The organism is Terriglobia bacterium (genome assembly GCA_035712365.1).
GTDB lineage: Bacteria > Acidobacteriota > Terriglobia > UBA7540 > UBA7540 > SCRD01.
Map to the genome: position 1 here is coordinate 60,142 of DASTAW010000015.1, position 19,403 is coordinate 79,544.

The 19,403-nt window shown below is 58.9% G+C and carries 15 protein-coding genes; 12 read left to right on the top strand and 3 right to left on the bottom strand.

Going from position 1 to position 19,403, the window contains the following annotated elements; genetic code table 11:
* The first annotated feature begins 35 nt into the window (after nucleotides 1–35).
* The 10 genes from VFQ24_03980 (at nucleotide 36) to VFQ24_04025 (ending at nucleotide 11,923) form a co-directional block, all read left to right on the top strand.
* On the top strand, nucleotides 36–1,538 hold the full coding sequence (locus tag VFQ24_03980) for a radical SAM protein (protein ID HET9177497.1): 1,503 nt from the start codon (nucleotides 36–38) through the stop codon (nucleotides 1,536–1,538).
* Nucleotides 1,539–1,620: 82 nt separating this feature from the next.
* On the top strand, nucleotides 1,621–3,018 hold the full coding sequence (locus tag VFQ24_03985) for a radical SAM protein (GenBank protein HET9177498.1): 1,398 nt from the start codon (nucleotides 1,621–1,623) through the stop codon (nucleotides 3,016–3,018).
* Between the two features lie 5 nt (nucleotides 3,019–3,023).
* Nucleotides 3,024–3,848, top strand: coding sequence for a class I SAM-dependent methyltransferase (locus VFQ24_03990; protein ID HET9177499.1), 825 nt, complete (start codon nucleotides 3,024–3,026; stop codon nucleotides 3,846–3,848).
* Nucleotides 3,845–4,864, top strand: a complete 1,020-nt coding sequence (locus tag VFQ24_03995) for a class I SAM-dependent methyltransferase (GenBank protein HET9177500.1) — start codon at nucleotides 3,845–3,847, stop codon at nucleotides 4,862–4,864. Before VFQ24_03990 ends, VFQ24_03995 begins: the two co-directional genes overlap by 4 nt.
* Nucleotides 4,861–6,324 (top strand): radical SAM protein, encoded by a 1,464-nt coding sequence (locus VFQ24_04000; protein HET9177501.1) that lies wholly within the window; start codon nucleotides 4,861–4,863, stop codon nucleotides 6,322–6,324. Before VFQ24_03995 ends, VFQ24_04000 begins: the two co-directional genes overlap by 4 nt.
* An 8-nt stretch (nucleotides 6,325–6,332) precedes the next feature.
* Nucleotides 6,333–7,088 (top strand): class I SAM-dependent methyltransferase, encoded by a 756-nt coding sequence (locus VFQ24_04005; GenBank protein HET9177502.1) that lies wholly within the window; start codon nucleotides 6,333–6,335, stop codon nucleotides 7,086–7,088.
* Entirely contained in the window at nucleotides 7,085–8,365 is a 1,281-nt protein-coding gene (locus VFQ24_04010) for an amidohydrolase family protein (protein ID HET9177503.1), read from the top strand. The genes VFQ24_04005 and VFQ24_04010 overlap by 4 nt, the downstream gene beginning before the upstream one ends.
* Nucleotides 8,362–9,414, top strand: coding sequence for a radical SAM protein (locus tag VFQ24_04015; GenBank protein ID HET9177504.1), 1,053 nt, complete (start codon nucleotides 8,362–8,364; stop codon nucleotides 9,412–9,414). The genes VFQ24_04010 and VFQ24_04015 overlap by 4 nt, the downstream gene beginning before the upstream one ends.
* Nucleotides 9,415–9,556: 142 nt before the next feature.
* Nucleotides 9,557–11,164, top strand: coding sequence for a hypothetical protein (locus tag VFQ24_04020; protein HET9177505.1), 1,608 nt, complete (start codon nucleotides 9,557–9,559; stop codon nucleotides 11,162–11,164).
* Nucleotides 11,165–11,182: 18 nt separating this feature from the next.
* Nucleotides 11,183–11,923 carry a hypothetical protein gene (locus VFQ24_04025; protein ID HET9177506.1) on the top strand — a complete coding sequence of 247 codons (741 nt, stop codon included), beginning with the start codon at nucleotides 11,183–11,185 and terminating at the stop codon, nucleotides 11,921–11,923.
* A 63-nt stretch (nucleotides 11,924–11,986) separates the two neighbouring features.
* Here VFQ24_04025 and VFQ24_04030 read toward each other — a convergent pair whose 3' ends face one another.
* The 3 genes from VFQ24_04030 to VFQ24_04040 all read right to left on the bottom strand — a co-directional run bounded on the left by VFQ24_04030 (nucleotide 11,987) and on the right by VFQ24_04040 (nucleotide 15,694).
* Nucleotides 11,987–13,297: a hypothetical protein gene (locus VFQ24_04030; GenBank protein ID HET9177507.1), complete on the bottom strand. Its 1,311-nt coding sequence runs from the start codon at nucleotides 13,295–13,297 to the stop codon at nucleotides 11,987–11,989.
* Between the two features lie 375 nt (nucleotides 13,298–13,672).
* Entirely contained in the window at nucleotides 13,673–14,800 is a 1,128-nt protein-coding gene (locus VFQ24_04035) for a sigma 54-interacting transcriptional regulator (protein HET9177508.1), read from the bottom strand.
* Between the two features lie 204 nt (nucleotides 14,801–15,004).
* A complete protein-coding gene (locus tag VFQ24_04040; GenBank protein HET9177509.1) occupies nucleotides 15,005–15,694 on the bottom strand; it encodes a response regulator transcription factor in 690 nt (229 codons plus the stop codon).
* Nucleotides 15,695–16,540: 846 nt separating this feature from the next.
* Here VFQ24_04040 and VFQ24_04045 point away from each other — a divergent pair.
* A complete protein-coding gene (locus tag VFQ24_04045; protein HET9177510.1) occupies nucleotides 16,541–17,596 on the top strand; it encodes an energy transducer TonB in 1,056 nt (351 codons plus the stop codon).
* 10 nt (nucleotides 17,597–17,606) lie between these two features.
* Complete coding sequence (locus VFQ24_04050; GenBank protein HET9177511.1) at nucleotides 17,607–19,283, top strand: M48 family metalloprotease; 1,677 nt, start codon at nucleotides 17,607–17,609, stop codon at nucleotides 19,281–19,283.
* The last annotated feature ends 120 nt before the right edge of the window (nucleotides 19,284–19,403 follow it).

Sequence of the window (19,403 nt, forward strand, 5' to 3'; positions counted from 1 at the left end):
GGCTGCGAGCGATCATTGGCGGCGAGGAGAATGCTTTGGCTGACGTCTTACTGACCCACTCCTATCACCTCTATTACGACCGCAAGCAGGTCCGCAAAATGCAGCCGTACCCTCCCCTGGGCACGCTCTATGCGGCCGCTCTGCTCAGGCAGAAGGGATTCTCCGTCGCTCTGTTTGACAGCATGCTCAACGATCCAGCAGAGGGATTTCCAGAGGCGCTGCGAAAGCATCGTGCGAAGGTCGTAGTGATCTACGAGGACAATTTCAATTTTCTTTCCAAGATGTGCCTGAGCCGCATGAGAGAAGTTGCCTTCGAAATGATCGACGCTGCCCGCATGGCCGGCGCAACGATTGTGGTGCATGGATCGGATTCCTCGGACCACTGCTCTGAGTACCTGGCCAGAGGCGCGGATTACGTCCTCGCGGGCGAGGCCGAGTGGACGTTGCTCGAAGTCGTCGAGTCTCTGGCCAGAGGTTTGAAGCGGGACGCGATGAGTATTCCTGGCGTCGTGTTCGCGCCGAGCGGCGACGGGCGAGTGGTTCGCTCGTCGCGCAGGCCGCTGATGCGGGACCTGGACCAGCTTCCTTTTCCGGCGCGAGACCTGGTCGATATGGACCGCTACCGTCACGCCTGGCGCGAAGCGCATGGCTTCTTTTCGCTCAATCTGGTGTCTAGCCGTGGCTGCCCCTACCGCTGCAACTGGTGCGCGAAGCCGATCTACGGCGATTCTTTCCATGCCCGGACCCCCGAGGCTGTGGCCGAAGAAATGTGGCAACTCCGCGAGAGGTTTGGGGCCGATCATCTCTGGTTCGCAGACGACTTGTTCGGGATCAACAACCGCTGGATCCAGAATTTTGCCAGCCACGTCCGGCAGCGGAGTTCCGCCATTCCTTTCAAGGTGCAGGCAAGAGCAGACTTGATGCGAAAGGAAGAGACAGTTGCGGCCCTTGCAAGGTCCGGCTGCGCGGAGGTTTGGATGGGAGTGGAGTCCGGATCACAGAAGGTCCTGGATGCCATGGATAAGGGGATTCGCCTCGAGCAGGTCCTTCGTGCACGCCACAATTTGAAACAGCACGGCATTCGCGCCGGCTTCTTCCTTCAGTTCGGTTATCCCGGCGAGACCTGGACCGACATTCAGAAAACCATAAACGTGGTCCGCGAAGTCCGCCCGGATGATATCGGCGTCTCGGTTTCCTACCCGTTGCCAGGGACCAGGTTTTACCAGCGCGTTCGCGAAGAGCTGGGGACCAAGAGCAACTGGGTGGATAGCGATGACCTCTCCATGATGTTCAAGGGTGCTTATACGAGTGAATTCTATCGTGAGCTTCGGGATGCGCTTCACGCAGAGGTGGAGTCCTGGGGTTCGCCGGATGAATGGAAGTTCAGCCTGCGGGACCGATCGACGCCCGCGGCCCGCTTGGGCACCAATCAGGTTGCGGAACTCTGGAACAGGGTCGAGCAACTCGAACCGGCGTGCAGGAATTCCGACGCCACCCTGCTGCCTGTTCTGGCCTGCTCCGCCATGGGATGCGATTGACCCGCAGCACGCAACGGCTGCGGGCCGGTGTTTGTCCGCCACTTGGGAGGCAAAGCTCATAGCTGTTTGACAGATGGCCCTTATGGATTTGCTTTTAACCCACGGATACTTCCTGGAGGAAGACGCCAAAGAGCAGGCGATCATGAAGCCCTACGTTCCTCTGGGCATCCTTTACCTGGCTTCGCACCTGCGCTCACGAAAGTTCGACGTCGAAGTCTTTGACACGACGTTTGCCTCCCGAAACGATTTGCTGGAAATTCTGCGCAGCAGCGGACCGTCCGTCGTGGGTGTTTACGCAAACCTTATGACGCGGCCAAGCGTGGTCCGGATTCTCCAGGCGGCCAGGGAAGCCGGCTGGAAAACCATTGTCGGAGGGCCGGAACCTGCTTCCTACGTAGATGAGTATCTCGCGGCCGGCGCCGACGTGGTTGTCATCGGAGAAGGTGAGATCACTCTTGAGGAACTCGTGCCGATCCTGCGGAGCGGGTCATTCCATCTTCTGAGCGGCGTGAGCGGCATCGCTTTTCGAGGAGATGACGGCAGGGTCCACCGTACGCTGCCCCGACCGCAGATTCCGAACATCGATGCCCAACCATGGCCCAGCCGTGAGTCGGTGGAGATCGAGCGTTACCTTAGAACCTGGCGCGAAAATCATGGCACAGGCTCCGTGTCCCTGATCACGGCCCGCGGTTGCCCCTATGAGTGCCAGTGGTGCAGCCATGCGGTGTATGGCCGCACGCACCGCCGGCGAAAGCCCGCTTCGGTGGTGGATGAACTCGAATGGGTCCTCGACCGTTACAGCCCGGACATGATCTGGATGGCCGATGACGTTTTCACCATCCATCACGGCTGGCTGTTTCAATACGCGGCGGAGATGAAGCGTCGCGGTCTCAGGGTTCCCTTCGAATGTATCTCGCGCGCTGACCGGCTGAACCCGCAGGTCGTGGGGCTTCTTTCGGAACTTGGCTGTTTCCGCATCTGGATCGGCTCGGAGAGCGGGTCGCAGAGGATCCTGGACGCGATGCGCCGGGGCGTTTCAGTCGAGCAGGTGCAGTCTGCCGTGCAACTGTGCAAGGCCAATGGCATCCAGACGGGCATGTTCCTGATGTGGGGCTACGAAGGCGAGGAACTGACCGATATTGAAGCCACCATAGATCATGTCAAGCGCAGCGATCCTGACGTTTTTCTCACAACGATTGCCTACCCGATTCGTGGTACTCCCTATTTTGAAAAAGTGGCAGACCGGGTAACTGCGCTCACGGCGTGGGCGGAAGGGTCTGACCGGGATTTCAGAATCCACGGGCGGCATTCCCGTCGCTTTTATCAGAGCGTGAACCAGCTCTTGCGGGCTGAAGTCGGGGTACAGAGGATGGCCGGACCCAATGCCGTCGGAACGCCTTCTGAGCTGGTTGCTCTTCGGCAACAAATCGATAGAGCACGCGAGGAAATGAAGCTTTCATTCGCGGAAGTCGAGGCGTAGGGAACATGACTTCGTCTTCTGGAACCACCATGACCGGGTCAACAGCTTTCGACGAAGTTGCTGAGACGTATGATGCCAGCTTCACAAATTCACCCATCGGGTCCGCGCAGCGTAAGGCGGTTTGGAAGGAAATTGACCGGACTTTCACAGCCGGGCAGCAGGTGCTGGAAATCAACTGTGGAACCGGGATAGACGCATTGCACCTGGCAGCGCGAGGCGTTCACGTGACGGCATGCGATTCGGCGCCACGGATGATTGCGGTTGCGCGGCGGCGGGCGGACCCTGGCGCGATGTCAGCCACAATCAATTTCAGAGTGCTGGCCAACGAGCAGATCGGAATTCTGAAGTGCGAAGGGCCTTTTGATGGAATCCTCTCAAACTTCTCAGGGCTGAACTGCATTCCCGATCCATCCGTCCTGGCCGGCGACCTGGCCCAGATGGTAAAAGTACGGAGCAAGATGGTCCTGTGCCTGTTCGGGCGTTTCTGCGCCTGGGAAGTTTTCTGGTATCTCTCGCGAGGCAACATCCGCAAGGCAGTACGGCGGTTGATGCCAGGAAGACAGTCCGCTGCTCTTTCTGCCGGCTCCGAAATCAAGGTCTGGTACCACTCTGTACGGCAGTTGAAGAAAGCCTTTATCCCTCACTTTCGGCTGCTGGCATGGAAAGGTGTGGGAGTGACGGTCCCGCCTTCGTATCTGGATTTTCTTGCGGCCGGCTACCCACGCTTGTTTCGCTTCGCATCCGAAATCGATCCCTGGCTTGGCGAATGCCCCGGCTTTCGTGCGATGGCTGACCACATGCTCCTTGTTTTTGAGAGGACCGAACGATGAACGCAAAAACTCTATCATCCGTCGAATCGCTGGATGAACCTGCAAAGGTCCGGACTGCGACTGGACCTTCCCTTCGCCTTCGCTGTCCTGTCTGCGGCCATTCGGACCCTTCGTTGGTGCTCACACGGGGGGCGTTGCAGGAACGTTCGTGTTCTTACTGCGGATTCACGTTCGCGCAGGAAGGCGGGATATGGAAGGCACTCACGCCGGCGCGCGAAGAGCGTTTCCAGCAGTTCATGATTGAATATGAAACGGTCAGGCCCCGCCAAGGGCGGGGACCGGCAGGCGCGCACTATTATTTAGAACTGCCCTACAGGGACGTCACCGGCCGCAACACGTGGCAATGGAAGATCCGCTCCCGAAGTTTCCGGTTCTTTTATCAGCGCATCCTGCCGTGGCTTGAGTATCGATACAAGGCCGGCCTGGACGTATTGGATATCGGCGCCGGAAACTGCTGGCTGAGTTATCGGCTTGCCCTTCGAGGACACCGCCCCACTGCGGTCGATTTACTCACCAATGCGCTGGATGGCCTGGGCGCGGCCCACCATTACCTTGATTTCCTGCCCAAGCCTTTCGACTTGTTCCAGGCGGAGATGGATCGGCTGCCTTTTGATGACGGACAATTTGACCTCGCCGTGTTTAATGCATCATTCCATTATTCGGAAAACTATGCCCGTACTTTGCAGGAAGCTTTGCGCTGCCTGCGCCGGCCCGGCCACCTGCTGGTCCTCGATTCTCGTTTCTACCGGGATGAGGAGAGCGGACAAAAGATGCTCGAAGAGAAACACCTGAAATTTCAGAGCGAGTATGGCTTTCCTTCCGATAGCGTGCGCAGCCGCGAATATCTGACCCCGGACACGCTCGATGAGCTCGCGCGGGCGCATGGCATCGAGTGGAAACAGTTTGAACCGTGGTACGGCGCGGCGTGGGCCCTCCGGCCGTTAAAGGCCCGCTTGCTGCGGCGGCGCGAACCTGCAAAGTATTACGTTTTGTGGGCCAGGTTAGGTGACTCATGATCGTCTTTTACAATCCACGCGCGACAAGACCGAGGAACCGGCGGTTCCCCCTATCGATTCTGGCGCTCGCGGCCGTGCTGGAAGGGCGTGAAGAGTACGCCATTGTGGACGGAAACCTCGACCCTTCCCCTGTGCAGACGTTGATGGGTCTCCTGGCCCGGAACCGCGTCGATCTTCTGGCGGTCACGGTGATGCCGGGCCCGCAGCTTTCTCCTGCAATAAGAGCGTGCCGTGAGGCCCGCCTGGCATTTCCACGCGTTCCCATCGTCTGGGGCGGTTATTTCCCGTCCATATACACCGATGCAGCTTTGAACGCGGACTATGTTGATTTTGCGGTCCGCGGCCAGGGCGAGGAAACTCTGCTTGAATTGCTGGACGCGCTGCGGGAAAAGAGGTCGCTGGAAGATATTCGCGGCCTTTCATACAAGGATGCCTCCGGGAAGCATCACCACAACCCCGAGCGGCGGATGAAGGGCCCGGATGCATTTCCGTGGTATCCCTATCACCGCCTTCCAGCCAGGGACTACATTCGGCCTTCTTTTTTCGGCCGCCGAACGGCAGCGCACCACGCGAGCATCGGGTGTCCGTTCAACTGCAGCTTCTGCGGGGTTGTTCCGGCTTACGGGGCCATCGAGAAGATGGAGTCTCCAGAGCGGACGGAAGCCATCCTGCGCCATCTCGCACGCGACTACGACGTGGACTCGGTGCAGTTTTATGATATGAATTTTTTCCTGCGGGAAGACCATGCCCGGGAGCTTGCGGACCGCATGACTCCGCTCAATCTTGGCTGGTGGTGTGAAGCCCGAATCGACATTATGCTCCGTTACTCGGATGCGACATTTGAGGCGATTCGCAGATCAGGGTGTCGGATGATTTTCTTTGGGGCTGAGTCGGGGTCGGACTGGGTCCTGAAAGAGATGAACAAGAAGCTGAAGTCGGAGCAGACAATAGAACTTGCCCGGCGCATCCGCCAGTTCGGCATTATTCCGGAATTCTCGTTCGTCATCGGCAATCCGAAAGACCCGGAACGCGACACGCGCGAATGCCTTCGCTTCATCCGCAGGATCAAGCAATTGAATCCCGCTTCGGAAATTATCATTTATCACTACACGCCGGTCCCGCAGCGCGAACGAATGTACGGCCATGTCGAGGACCAGATTGCCTTCCCGGCCACGCCGGACGAGTGGGCCACCGAGCGCTGGTACAACTTCACCATTCGGAAGGACCCCGCCACGCCCTGGATGAAACCCACCACAAAACGCCGGATTGATAACTTCCGCCTGGTTGTAAGCTCCCGATGGCCGACGGTCCAGGACCCCCGGCTTCCGAACTGGGGACGCCGTCTGTTGCGGTTTCTGAGCGCGTGGCGATACCGACTGAGTTTCTATTCTTTCCCTTACGAACTGCGAGCGACGCAGAGGCTGATCAACCTTCGAAAGCCGGAGGCAGAGAGTCTTTAAGGAACGTCATGCCGGGAGGAAAGGAAACGGTGCAGTCCGGCGTGGACCTCAATCACCCCGACCGCACTCTGCCGCCCGCCGACGCGTATGCGCTTTGGGCACAAACGTACGACCGCGGTCCCAACCCGCTCCTGGCGCTGGAAGAACGGGAGATGCCTCCCCTGCTTCCCAATCTTCAGGGAGCGTTTGTACTGGACGTAGCTTGCGGAACGGGCCGGTGGCTCAACTTATTGCTGGCTCGAGGAGCGCGGCAAGGGATCGGGTTTGACTTGTCCCTCGAGATGCTCGGGCAGGCCCGGCGAAAGCGCGCTCTGCAAAACGGAATTGTCCGCGCCGACTGCACGGCCATTCCAATTGCAGCCGGCATTGCGGACCTGGCGGTCTGCTCCTTCGCGGCAAGTTACGTGGCGGACCTCCGTCTTCTGGGTTCTGAGCTTTCGCGCGTTCTGCGAAAAGGAGGGCGCGTGATCCTGTCAGACCTGCATCCCGCGGGCCTGGAGAAGGGCTGGCGGCGCACCTTCCGCCATGGCGCGGAAGTGGTCGAGATCTCGAACTTCAGGCTCTCACTCGATCACCTCTGCAACACCTTCAGGGAACACGGCCTCAAGCTTGAACGACTGATCAGCCCATGCTTTGGCGAAGCAGAACGGCCCATTTTCAGGAGCTGCGGAAAAGAACACCTGTTTGAGCAGTCGCGGTCGGAACCGGCAATTTTTATCGGCTCTTTCAGGCTTGGCAGCACTGACCTTCCCGGTAACAGATGATGTGGACTGTCAAGAATTCAGTTCGTTCCCGGCAGGCATCAGACCCCGGCGATTCATCTTCTCTGCTGCTTTCGGGAGGGTGGCTGGCGCTTAATGCTCTGGCCAGTATCCGAGCCGACCTGGAAATCTCCAACGGGCGCATCGTGCGGCTGATCGACCGCGGCCGAAAGGAACACGCCCCGGAGCAAGCAGGTCCAAACGCCCGGCGCACGGAGATTTCCGTTGTGGGTTGCCTGGTTCTGCCAGGCCTGATCAATTCGCACGATCATCTGGAATTCAACCTGTTCCCGAGATTGGGCCGCGGTCCTTATCCTAATTTCGAAAAATGGGCGGACGACATCTTTCACCCGGAAAGCCCGCCCGTTTGCGAGCATCTTGCGGTTCCCAAGCCGGTGAGGCTTTGGTGGGGAGGGCTTAAGAACCTGCTCTCCGGGGTCGCCACCGTCTGCCACCACAACGAATACGAAAAGGGCGTTTTTGGCGCTGATTTCCCGGTCCGTGTTGTCCAGCGGTACGGCTGGGCCCATTCGCTGCGGTTTGGAAAGAATGTCAGAGAAGCATTCCTTTCAACGCCACCGGGTGCGCCGTTCATGATTCATCTCGCGGAGGGTTCGGACCGGCGGAGTGGAGACGAAATTTTTGAGCTCGATCGCCTCGGAGCGCTCGACTCGCGGACGGTCATCGTCCACGGAGTCGGGCTCACAGAGCGCGGGCATGAACTTAGGCGGCAGCGCGGCGCGGCGTTGGTGTGGTGCCCAACTTCCAATCGCTTCACACTTGGAACCACGCTTGAGGCGGCCGTATTGGGCGGGCAGGATCGCATTTCATTAGGGAGCGATTCGGCCCTCACCGCCGAGGGAGATTTACTTGATGAGATCAGGGCGGCGCACAGCGAAGGCATGGACCTCGGGCAGATTTATTCCATGGTCACCGGATCGGCCGCCGGCGTTCTGCGACTTCAAAATGGCGAGGGGAAAGCCGGGCCCGGTTCGAACGCCGATCTGCTGGTTGTGAAGCGGATGGACTCGAGCCCGGCGGAAACATTGCTCGGCACGCGCCTCGACTCGATCGAGATGGTGATGGTTTCCGGCAAACCCCGCCTGGTTTCGGCGAGCATGGCCGTCAGGTGTCCGCCTGATCTCTTGAACGGATTTGAGGACATCGACGTCGAGGGGACCTCCTGCTTTGTGCGCGCTCCGGTTCGGCAGCTTTTGAGAGACACTGTCGCGCACCTGGGCGCGAATGTACGACTGGCTGGAAAGCGGGTAAGCGCATGAGCGAACACGACAGGGCCTTCACCACCGACGGCATGTCATCAGGCAACGCCCGCGACCATCGTATCCGCAACCTGCCTATTCTGGTCCTCTTTCCTCACAATCGCTGCAACTGCCGCTGCCTGATGTGCGACATCTGGAAGATTCGGCAGGTGCGAGAGATCACGGTGGAGGACCTCAAGCCGCACCTGGAAAGCTTGCGGGAGCTCAGGGTCCGGTGGATTGTGTTTTCGGGCGGTGAACCTTTGATGCATTCGGACCTGTCTTCACTTGCCAGGATGTGCAGGGACGAAGGGATACGTCTGACGCTGCTCACGGCGGGTTTGCTGCTCGAAAGGCAAGCGGAAAACGTGTCCCGGTGGATGGATGACGTGATCGTCTCCATCGACGGCCCGCCAGGCATCCACGATGCTGTTCGATGTGTCCCAGGGGCCTTCCCGCGGCTCTCAGCAGGGGTCCGCGAACTCAGGCGTTGGCGCCCCCAAATGCCAATCCATGGCCGCTGCACGGTCCAAAAAAGCAATTTCCGATATCTCCGTGACACCGTCCGGGCGGCCCACACGCTGGGGCTGAACTCGATTTCATTTCTTGCGGCCGATACAACTTCTGAGGCTTTCAACCGTCCGCGCGGCTGGTCGCCAGAGCGCCAGGAAAGCATTGCCCTGGATGCATCAGAAGTTGGAGGTCTCGAGCTTGAGATCAGCGCCTTGATAAGGGATTGCCAAAGGGAAATCGAAACGGGGTTTATTTGTGAAGACCCCGATAAACTGCGCCGAATAGCCCTATATTACCGGGCAAGTCTCGGACACACCCAGAATATATCCCCTCGCTGCAATGCGCCCTGGGTCTCAGCAGTGATCGAAGCGGATGGCACGGTGCGTCCGTGCTTTTTTCACCGTCCGATCGGAAACATCCGCGAGGCCACTCTGCGTGACGTGCTGAATGGCAAGCCGGCCATGCAGTTCCGCCGGGAACTCGATGTGGCCGAAAATCCCATTTGTCAAAAGTGCGTCTGTTCGCTTTACCTGGCAGGGGAGGGACCTGATCCCTGACAAAAAACCTGATGGACACCGCAGGATTGAGGCGTAAAATTTACGGAAAGGGGAGAAACGGGCTTCAGCTGACATCCTCTCAACCAAGATCCCGCCGCACTCCCGAGAGGGCGGCAGGGAATAGCATACGGAGGGGGTCCTTATGGTATGGCGTAAAGCAGGACTGTGCAGAATCGGCGGAGGCGCAGTCCTGGTGTTATTCCTGGCAGGCAGTCCCGCTGCTGCCCAGGTAGTCTCTGCCAGCGGAAACGAGGGTTCCACCCAATCCCTTGAACAATCTGTAACGGCGCTGGCCCAGCAGGTCCGGCAGCTCAACGCCACAATCTCGCAGTTGCAGACTGAAGTTTCCCGCTCCCGCCAGGAAACGCACGAGCTGCGCCATGAGCTTGAGGGCGTTCTCGACAGGCTGGCAACGGCTGAAGGCACTGCCTCACAGAAGGAAACCGCTCCGATTGCGGGAGAGAGGGCCGAGGAGTCCCCGGCAACGTCCGCGGCGAATCCGTCGTCCGGGCAGCCGGCTTTGAATGAGCGAGTGTCGAGGCTCGAGGACAACCAGGAACTCCTCCGGGCTAAAGTCGACGACCAGTATCAAACCAAAGTGGAAAGCGCATCAAAGTATCGATTGAGGCTTTCCGGCATTGCTCTGTTGAACGCTTTTGAAAATAGCGGCCGAGTCGATAATCAGGACGTTCCCAACCTCGCCCGCGGACGTGGCACGCTGGATACGACCGGCAGCTTTGGCGCGACGGCTCGGCAGTCGGAACTGGGTTTCGAACTGTACGGCCCGACATTTGCCGGCGCCAGAACCAGCGCTGATCTGCGCCTGGACCTCTTCGGGGGATTCCCGAATACCTCCAACGGAGGGACGGAAGGGCTGATGCGCCTGCGAACGGCTACGGTGCGCATGGATTGGGACCGGACGTCCATCGTCGTGGGCCAGGATGCCCCCTTCTTCTCTCCTCTCTCTCCAACTTCGATTGCTTCGCTTGGCTACCCCGAATTTTCCTATGCGGGCAATCTTTGGACATGGACCCCGCAGGCCAGAGTGGAGCATCGTTTTGGCCTTTCGAACTCGAATGGCATCACAATCCAGGGGGGATTTCTTGACCCGCTCTCGGGTGAGCCTCCGGCGTCGGAAACTTATCTCATCCCCCAGGCGGGGGAAAGGTCGCGCCAACCGGCCTATGCGTCGCGCGTCGCCTGGATCCACGGCCCTGACGATCGCGCTGTGGCGCTTGGATTGGGCGGCTATTATAGCCGCCAGAATTACGGCGCCGGACGGACCATGGACGCCTGGGCGGGGACTGCGGACTGGCGTGTTCCGATGGGCAATCGGCTGGGTCTTACCGGCGAGTTTTACCGCGGAAGGGCGCTCGGCGGGCTGGGTGGGGCGGCAGGACGCAGCGTTCTTTTCAGCGGACCTGTTACGGACCCGACGGCATCGCTGGTGGGCCTGAATAGCATTGGCGGGTGGACACAGTTGAAGTTCAAGGCCTCAGAGGCGGTGGAATTCAACGCCGCTTATGGAGAAGACGACCCCTTCAACAGCGACCTGCGGCACTTTAACGTGCTATACGGCTATGCCTATTCGACAGTTTCGAGGAACCAGAGTGAGATGTTCAACGTGATTTTCCGGCCTCGCACGGACTTGATTTTCTCCCTGGAATATCGCCACATTTATACGTCGGAGATCGATGGTGACAAGTATGATGCGGGACACTTGAACCTGGGAGTCGGGGTCTTGTTTTAGAACATGGGGAGCAGTTTTATGTCGGGTATAAAACAAGGATGCCTTTTACTGGCAGCGGCCATGCTCTGTGGAATTGGAGGAGCATTTGCGCAGAGTGCCACTGTCAAAGCGCATGTCGTAATCGAGAGTCATAAGCATGCCTCGCAGGCTCCTCCGCAGGATTCAAACGCGGTCGTGTGGCTTACCCCGGCAGATGGCTGGACGGATTCACTGCCACGGGCGGTAAATGCCGGGCCCCGGCCTCAGCTTGTTCAGAAGAACAAGCAATTCACTCCCCACGTGACGGCGGTGGAAGTCGGCTCTGTTGTGGACTTTCCGAACCATGACCCCTTTTTTCACAACGTCTTTTCCCTGTTCAACGGCAAACGGTTTGACCTGGGGCTCTACGAGGCAGGCTCAACCCGCAGCGTGCACTTTGACCGTGCCGGCATTTGCTACATCTTCTGCAACATTCACCCTCAAATGAGCGCGATCGTGGTGGTGGTTGATACGCCGTATTTTGCCGTCACGAACAAGCTGGGTGACGTCGCGATTTCTAATGTTCCTCCCGGCGAATACAAGATGGGCCTGTGGGATGACCATTGCACGCCGGAGGACCTGAAAGAGGCCTCTCGCAAGGTCACGGTTGGGAAAGACACTTCCTCTCTCGGAACAATCCGGCTGCAACGGTCCAGGGAGTTGGTGATGGTCCACCCCAATAAGTACGGCAGAAAGTACGATCCGCAAGTGTTTTCCAGCCCGGTTTACTCCCAGCCCTGATGCCACTATAGGCGGGCGCGTCTTTCAACTAGCGGAGCAGCCGCTCGATTCAACTGGATTGAATTAAACAAGCAGCCCAAGGGCTTCCAGAAGCACCGCGGCGCCAGCAACGGCCAGCATGCCTCCTCCAATCGTGTGCTGCCACGCCCTGGACCGCAGGTTCTGTTCGAGGGAGTTCTCCGACTTGTCCGAAATCAAGAAGGTCGAATCGTTCTGGCCCTGCGTGATCAGCTGCCGGTCGAACTCATTGCTGGCATCGCGATTGATGGCGCAGTTCCCTGTGATGTCGTACTCGCTATCGGGAACTACGCAATACTCAGTGAGGCGATAGTCGCCCGGTGCGGCGTCGGTCGCCATCTGGTCAAGCTGGCCAAGGGGAAGCAGACCACGGAGGAACCCGAGCGTTCTGCCGGGACGGTGGCGCTCCCGCTGCCGCGAGCCCGCCTCGAGCGACGAAGCCAGGTCCGTGCCCTGAAAGGCCGCCGAATTGATTCCTTCCGACACTCGCGCGACGTATCTTCGCAGTTCCGAATCCGGCGTGGGCACCCCCGGAGGCCTGGCTGCCGGCGCATCGGAGCGCCACGGAGCGTCCAGCGGGACGATGTCGAGATTGCTGATCTCGCATTGATAGGATTGCTCCAGATCAAATTCTGCACCCTGGGGGTTGACCAACACCTTGCCGGTCTCGTCCTCCAGGTAAAAACCAACCGAGCCCGCGTCCGTCAAGTAATGACCCCAGCGACCCTGGCCCTGCCGCCCGGCCTGAAACCGATCAATGTCCACCTTGTAAAGAAAGCAAGTCTGGTTGGAAACAGGGCTCAGCAGCGTCTTCTCGCCAACTGCCCTGCCATGGATCTGCACGCGGCCCATGGCAACACTGCGAATAGGCACCAGCGGAGTATCCGCGATCACCTTGTACTCACGGAAGATGCCGAACCCTTTGAAAAACCAGTAGAGCCCCAGAATGAACCCGATGATGCCGAACAATCCTCGTTGGGCGGGTGGAAAAGTCTGCTTCGACTCTGGATAGCAGTGTGGATGGAAGTGCAGGGGAAACTGCATGAACCCAAGGTCAGCGGTCACCGTGTAGTTCACGTCAACTCGAGTGCCGGACGGATCGTATTCCACCTGGATATCGTCGCGTTGGACCGGCAGACCCCTCGCCTGCGCATCCCGATAGATTGCCTCCTGCAGACCTCCCACATATCTCTCATCCTCGCCCAGGATGCGCGTCTGCGATCTTACGTCTCCCTCGAATACAGAGTTTGAAAGGTAAAACGGGAAAACCTTCCAACCCACGTAAAGGGCCGCCAACGCGGCCACCACCGCAAGGGCTTTCAGAAGAGAGCCTGCAACCTCTGAGTCACTCTGCATGGGATCCTTGGCGGACCGGATCTCCCGGGGGCCGTAGCTTCGTCGCAGCCCGCCCCGGTGGCCGGCCGCGCGCGCAGCCACCGTGAAGACAGAATAAGGATATAACCCGCCCGAGGATCAAAAGCAAGCGCAGTAGCCGAAGGCTGTATTGGAGGCAAGTATTACCCGGCGTGCAGCCCTTCTGCAAAAATCCGTATCGGGTGTGCGAAGGACCATCAGACGGCGCCAAAGGGCGCCTGCTCAACCCCACTCGTGTGGCCTAAAACGCCGATGCCAACCCGGCATTGAAGTTCGTCAGGTGCGGGTTCCGCCATTCCCAAACCCTGCCTGGGCAAGGTCTGGGAATGTTGGGTGTCAGGTTGCTGAGGGGATCTTTCAAGCCGACTGGCCGAAGCTTGCAGCCATTTCTTCTACCGGCGCCGGCTTTCCGCGGAAACCTGCATTATCGACGCCGAAGTTGCGGATCTTATACTGCAAAGCCCGGACACTGATGTGCAAGATGCGGGCGGCTTCAGTACGGTTCCCGCCCGTCATTGCCAGGGCGCGGGTAATGGCCATTTTCTCCGCTCCCTCTTTCAGGCGGCGGACTTCTTCTTTCAGGTCGCCTGGCTGGGACGCGGGTTGGGTGGCAACGGGCTGAGCGACGGGCACAGGTCCGGCGCTGTAGGCCGTGACATCCTGCTGCAACTGCCGCAAGGCCTGCGTCTCATCGCCGATAATCAGATAGCGGCGTACAAAGTTCTCAAGTTCGCGGATGTTGCCCGGCCAAGGATATTCCATGCAAGCGGCGAGCAGCGTGTTCGACACCGGCAGGGGCGGACGGTCAATCTGGTTGGACCAGTACTCAATAAAGTGCTCGAGCAGCGCCGGGATGTCTTCCCGCCGTTCCCTCAGGGGCGGCAGGCAGATGGTGTAGACGTTCAGCCGGTAGTAAAGATCGCGGCGGAAGGTCCCAGCGGCAATCGCCTGGGAAATCGTGGTGTTAGTGGCAGCGATAACCCTCACGTCCACCTGGGTTGACGTGTAGCTGCCCAGCCTGCAAAATTCTCCGTCCTGGAGCACATGGAGGAGTTTTGCCTGAAGGCCGATCGGCATCTCGGCAATTTCGTCCAGGAAGATCGTCCCTCGATGGCAGGCCTCAAACTTGCCGGTCTTAGCCTTGCTGGCTCCCGTGAAGGCCCCGGCCTCATAGCCGAAAAGTTCGCTCTCAAGAAGCTCCGAAGGCAGCGCCGCGCAGTTGATTTTCATGAAGCATTCGGCGGAACGGCTGGACAATTCGTGGATCATGTTCGCCACGATGCCTTTGCCGGTACCGCTCTCGCCCAAAAGCAGCACCGGAATGTCAAATTCAGCGATCTGGCGGATCTGGCCGAGGATGTCCTTCATCACCGAGCTCTCAGCAACAAAACCTGATTTAACGTTTCCGGTCACGGTTTGCGGTCGCGATTCATACTGTTTTGCGCGGTATGTCAGTCCATCAATCGATCTCACTACGTTGGTCACCGTCAGCCTCCTGTTGGGTCTTTCCTGGCCTGCAATTGGCTCAAAGCTCCCATCGCCCTCCGGCTATAGAATGCCAAGAACCGCTGTGCAATCATCATGGTATGTGCACACAAGTACATTCACAATTGGGCGATCACAGGAATTGATGCGGGGAAACAATGGAAAGGACTCAGGAAATGACCTGTAAATCACAGAGTTAATATCTCAGGGTTGCGCCAGCCCGCGCCGTATGGCGTAGCGGACCAGGTCCGCTACGCTGTGCAAATTGAGCTTGTGCATGATGTTGCTGCGGTGCGAATCCGCGGTCTTGGCGCTGACGGCCAGCGTCACCGCAATTTCTTTGGTTGTCTTTCCCTCCGCCACGAGTTGGAGGACCTGGATCTCACGGCGCGTCAGCGATTCGGTTTCCCCCATGTTTTGCTGAAGGTAGGCCTCGACCACCGTCTGGGAAATTCCAGGACTAAGATAAATCCTGCCGTTGAGGATCTCCCGCACCGCCTCCACCAACTCGCTCGTCGCCCGTGACTTGAGGACGTAACCGCGGGCGCCCGACCGCAGGGCTTCCAGAATGTATCGGTGCTCCGTGTGCACCGTCAGCAGGAGCAGCTTGGCGGAAGGTACGGCCCTTCGAATCTGTGCCGCTGCTTCGATGCCGGTCATCACCGGCATGCTGACGTCCATCACCACCAGATCAGGCTGCAGATCCAGCGCCTGCGCAACGGCCTGGGCGCCATCGGAAGCTTCTCCGACAATTTCAAACCCTTCCCGATTCAGAAGGGTCTTCAGGCCCTGCAATACAATTTGGTGGTCATCCGCCACCAGTACGCGGATGGGGTGGACGACGGCTTTGGAAAGTTGGGTTGAGAAGTCGCTTGATTGAGTGGTACCGATCACCAGGGCCTCCGGCTGAGGGACGGTGTGGTTTTCCGGCAACTTGAGTTAAGAACCCGCAGTAGAATCGGAATTTGTCCCTGACTAGCGAATCGAGAATAGAACTAAAGTTGGGGTAGTACAATCCATTGAAATCCTCAAATATCGTTAGGTAAATCACCCGATGATAACCAGATGGTTATCCCAGCCACATCAGGCGCCAGTGATAAAACTTTGCAGATAATGCTGCAAAGCTTTGCAAACACTGATGGGAAAGGGCCGGAGCAGAGGGAAAAGGAGGGTTGTCTGTGCGCCTCTCGTTGGCAGGAAGTCTGTTAGAAAGCTTAGGATGCGAGACTAAGTGTCGTTACAGGAAGATCGTAGCGTGATGCCATGTAAATTCCCAGTATCGGCTCCTGATTTGACCGGTACCTGATCAGGTGGGCTGGCCCCGAAGCAAACCACTTTCGGTGCTGTGACCGCAAGACCGTGGACCAGCCCAACTCTTCGGGCGCCGCCCGCGCTCAGTCTGCCTCTTTTCGTAAATGATATCTCGGATTCACCCCAGGCTCCGAAAATGGAGTAGCCGCTTAATACCCATTCCAATCGTGCTGGATAAACTCTCAACCGAGTAATGCTTGCGACCAGGTCTGGATTATGATAAAAATTTAATTGTTGTGGGGAAAAGGGGCGAGACCTCGCTGGGGAATATTCGGGTCTACGAGGTCACAGTAATTGGGAGCAAAAGTAGCGCTTAAGAGACGACCCTTAGGCCAAGGGGGGGCTTTCGCCCACACTGAAGGTCCGACCCCTGGTGGCGGAAATAGCGGCCAGCAGGGCGGGACAGCGTCCTCGGCGCCCCGCTTCGGCTTGCTGGGCCTGTCAGAGGAAGAACGCAAGCGCCGGCGCCTGGTAATGGGCGTCACCCCGTTTGCGGAGGCCGCAGCCGTTGCTGTGATGCTCTGGGCGCTGATGAGCCTTCCGCCCACGCCCGTGGTCAACATCGCGAAGCACGACGTCGTATATTTCCACCCGGTTTCGCCAGAGGTTGTCAAACATCCTCCCCAACTGCTGAAACAGCCGGTCTTGCCGAAGCAGGCGGTCCTGCCCAAGCTGCAACGGCAAGAAGTTCAAAAGCCGCCAGAGACAGCGCGCCTGAAGATGCCTGAAATCTCTCAGCCAAAGATTGAGCTGCCAGAGACGCCACCGGCGCCAAAACCCCCTGCGCCAAAACTTAACAATTTCAATTCTCCGGAAGTTGCCCGCCCGGTGACGCGGCAGCCGGTAATGCCCCGCGTGGGCGCCTTCAATCCCGGCAGCCTGGCCAAGGCCACCGTCAAGCGGCCGTTGAACGAGGTCCAGACGGGAGGTTTTGGGGCCGACAACGGCATTCCCAACGACCCGGCGTCCGACAGTCATAATCACATTGCGCAGTTGGGGTCGTTTGACCTGCCCTCCGGTCCCGGGCAGGGAAACGGGACCGGCGGCGCGCACGGCGTTCGGGGCACGGTGGGCAGCGCCGGATTCGGCAATGGCATTGGGTCCGGGACGGGCGCCAGGCCGGGCGGTGGTTCCGGGACCGTGCAACAGGGCGGCTTTGGCAGCGTTGTCGCTGGCAAGGCAGCCAAGCCTCAAACCACCGACCAGGCGGCCGCCTTCAAGCCAGTGGTTATCCTTTCCAAACCGGACCCGGTTTATCCGCCGGAGGCGCGGCGGTTGCGCATTGAGGGTGAGGTTGTCTTGAGCGTTCTTTTCGGGTCCTCCGGAAATCTGCGCGTGCTGAAAGTTGAGCAGGGGCTCGGCCACGGCATGGACCAGGCTGCGGTCGAGGCGGCGGAGCGCATCAGGTTCAAACCCGCTGAGCGTGATGGCCATCCAGTCGATTCCACCGCCATGGTCCACATCATCTTTCAGCTCGCTTATTAAGAGGTACATCATGAAGCTATTCAGGCATGTCTCATTGGCCGTGCTCACGGCGGCACTTACGGGAATCGTACCGCTGCGCGCGCAGCAACCGGCGGCGCAGTCGAGCCTTGTCCGGCAGACACTCGAAAAGATTGTGAAAGAAGAGCGCGATCTGGTGAAGTCGTACGGCAACTACAGCCCGCGCGTCGAAACCTACGTCCAGGAAATCCACACCAACAAAGACAGGACAAAGCAGATTGTCGGCGACGACTACTTCCTGGGCCGGCTGGATGCAAAAAACAGTGTGACCGAACGCACCTTCCTGCCCTCACCCGGCCTGACGCTGAAGGGCGTGGCGCAAAAGGCGCTGCTTTACAGGCCGATCGCCAATATCTTTTCTTTTCAGATTCAGCCGGGCTCCTTCGCTGATCCCATTTTCATCGATCCCCAGAATTTCGACCTGGCCCACTACGACTTTGAGTTTGCGGGACGCGAATTTCTGGGCCAGGTCCGTTGCCTGGTGTTTAACGTCAGGCCCCGCGCCAATGCCGGGAACGGCATGTTCGAGGGCCGCATGTGGGTGGAGGATCAGGGCTACCACATCGTTCGCTTCAACGGAGATTACCAAAAGAGCAAGGATTTCCCATACCACTTCGACAGTTGGAGAGAGAACCTCCAGCCGGGGCTCTGGCTTCCGGTTTACGTTTACAGCGAGGAGACCGACCTTTCCCGATACGGGGTTCCTCACCTGGGCTTCCGGGCACAGACGCGCCTGTGGGGTTACATCCTGAAGGCCACTACCCCGGACCAGGAATTGACCCAAATCCTGGTGGATTCCAAGACGCCGATCGAAGACGCCAGCACCACGTCGCACGACAATTCCCCGCTCCAGAGCGAGCGCGATTGGCGGCGCGAGGCGGAAAACAACGCGCTGAACCGCCTGCAGAAGGGCGGTCTGATGGCGCCGCCCGGACCCGTGGATAAGGTGCTGGAAACGGTGGTGAACAATCTGATTGTGACAAACCATCTGGACAATCTGCCCGCGGTCCATTGCCGCGTCATGATGACCTATCCGCTGGAGTCCTTTACCATCGGAGACACCATTGTTCTGAGCCGCGGCCTCATCGACGTGCTGCCCGACGAAGCCAGCCTGGCCATGGTCCTGGGCCACGAACTGGCCCACATCGCCTTGGGCGATACCGTCGATACCAAATACGCGTTTTATGACCGCATGATGATCTCCGATGAAGATCTCCTGAAGACATTCGACTTTGCCCACAGCACCAAGTCCGAGGAAGCCGCCGACCAGGAAGCCGTAAAATTGCTCCAAAACTCTCCCTACAAGGACAAGCTGGGCAACGCAGGATTGTTCCTGAAAGCCCTGGCTGACATCGCCCCGGACACGCCCGGCCTTTTCGGCGCGCATCTCGGCACCCGCCTGATTGATAAACACCAGCAGCTCAGGATGGCCCAGTTGCTGCAGAGCGCACCAAAACTTGAGCCCGGTTCGATTGACCAGATCGCCGCCTTGCCGCTCGGCGCCCGCGTCAAGGTGGACTCTTGGGACGACAGCATCAGCCTGATGAAGTCCAAACCGGTCAACCTGATTTCGGCCAAAGATAAAATGCCGTTCGAGGTGACACCGCTCATCCCGTTCCTCACTCGGTATAACGACAGGCCCGACCAGCAACAGCAGGCCCAGCGATAGCGTTTGCCGACTCTGCTCAATCGCGAGGATGGATCCCAACGCCGGTGGTTCTTGACCAACCGCCGGCCTTCCCGCAAAATGAGGACGCTGCCATAACCCTTCTGGCCCCCTGCTCGCGAA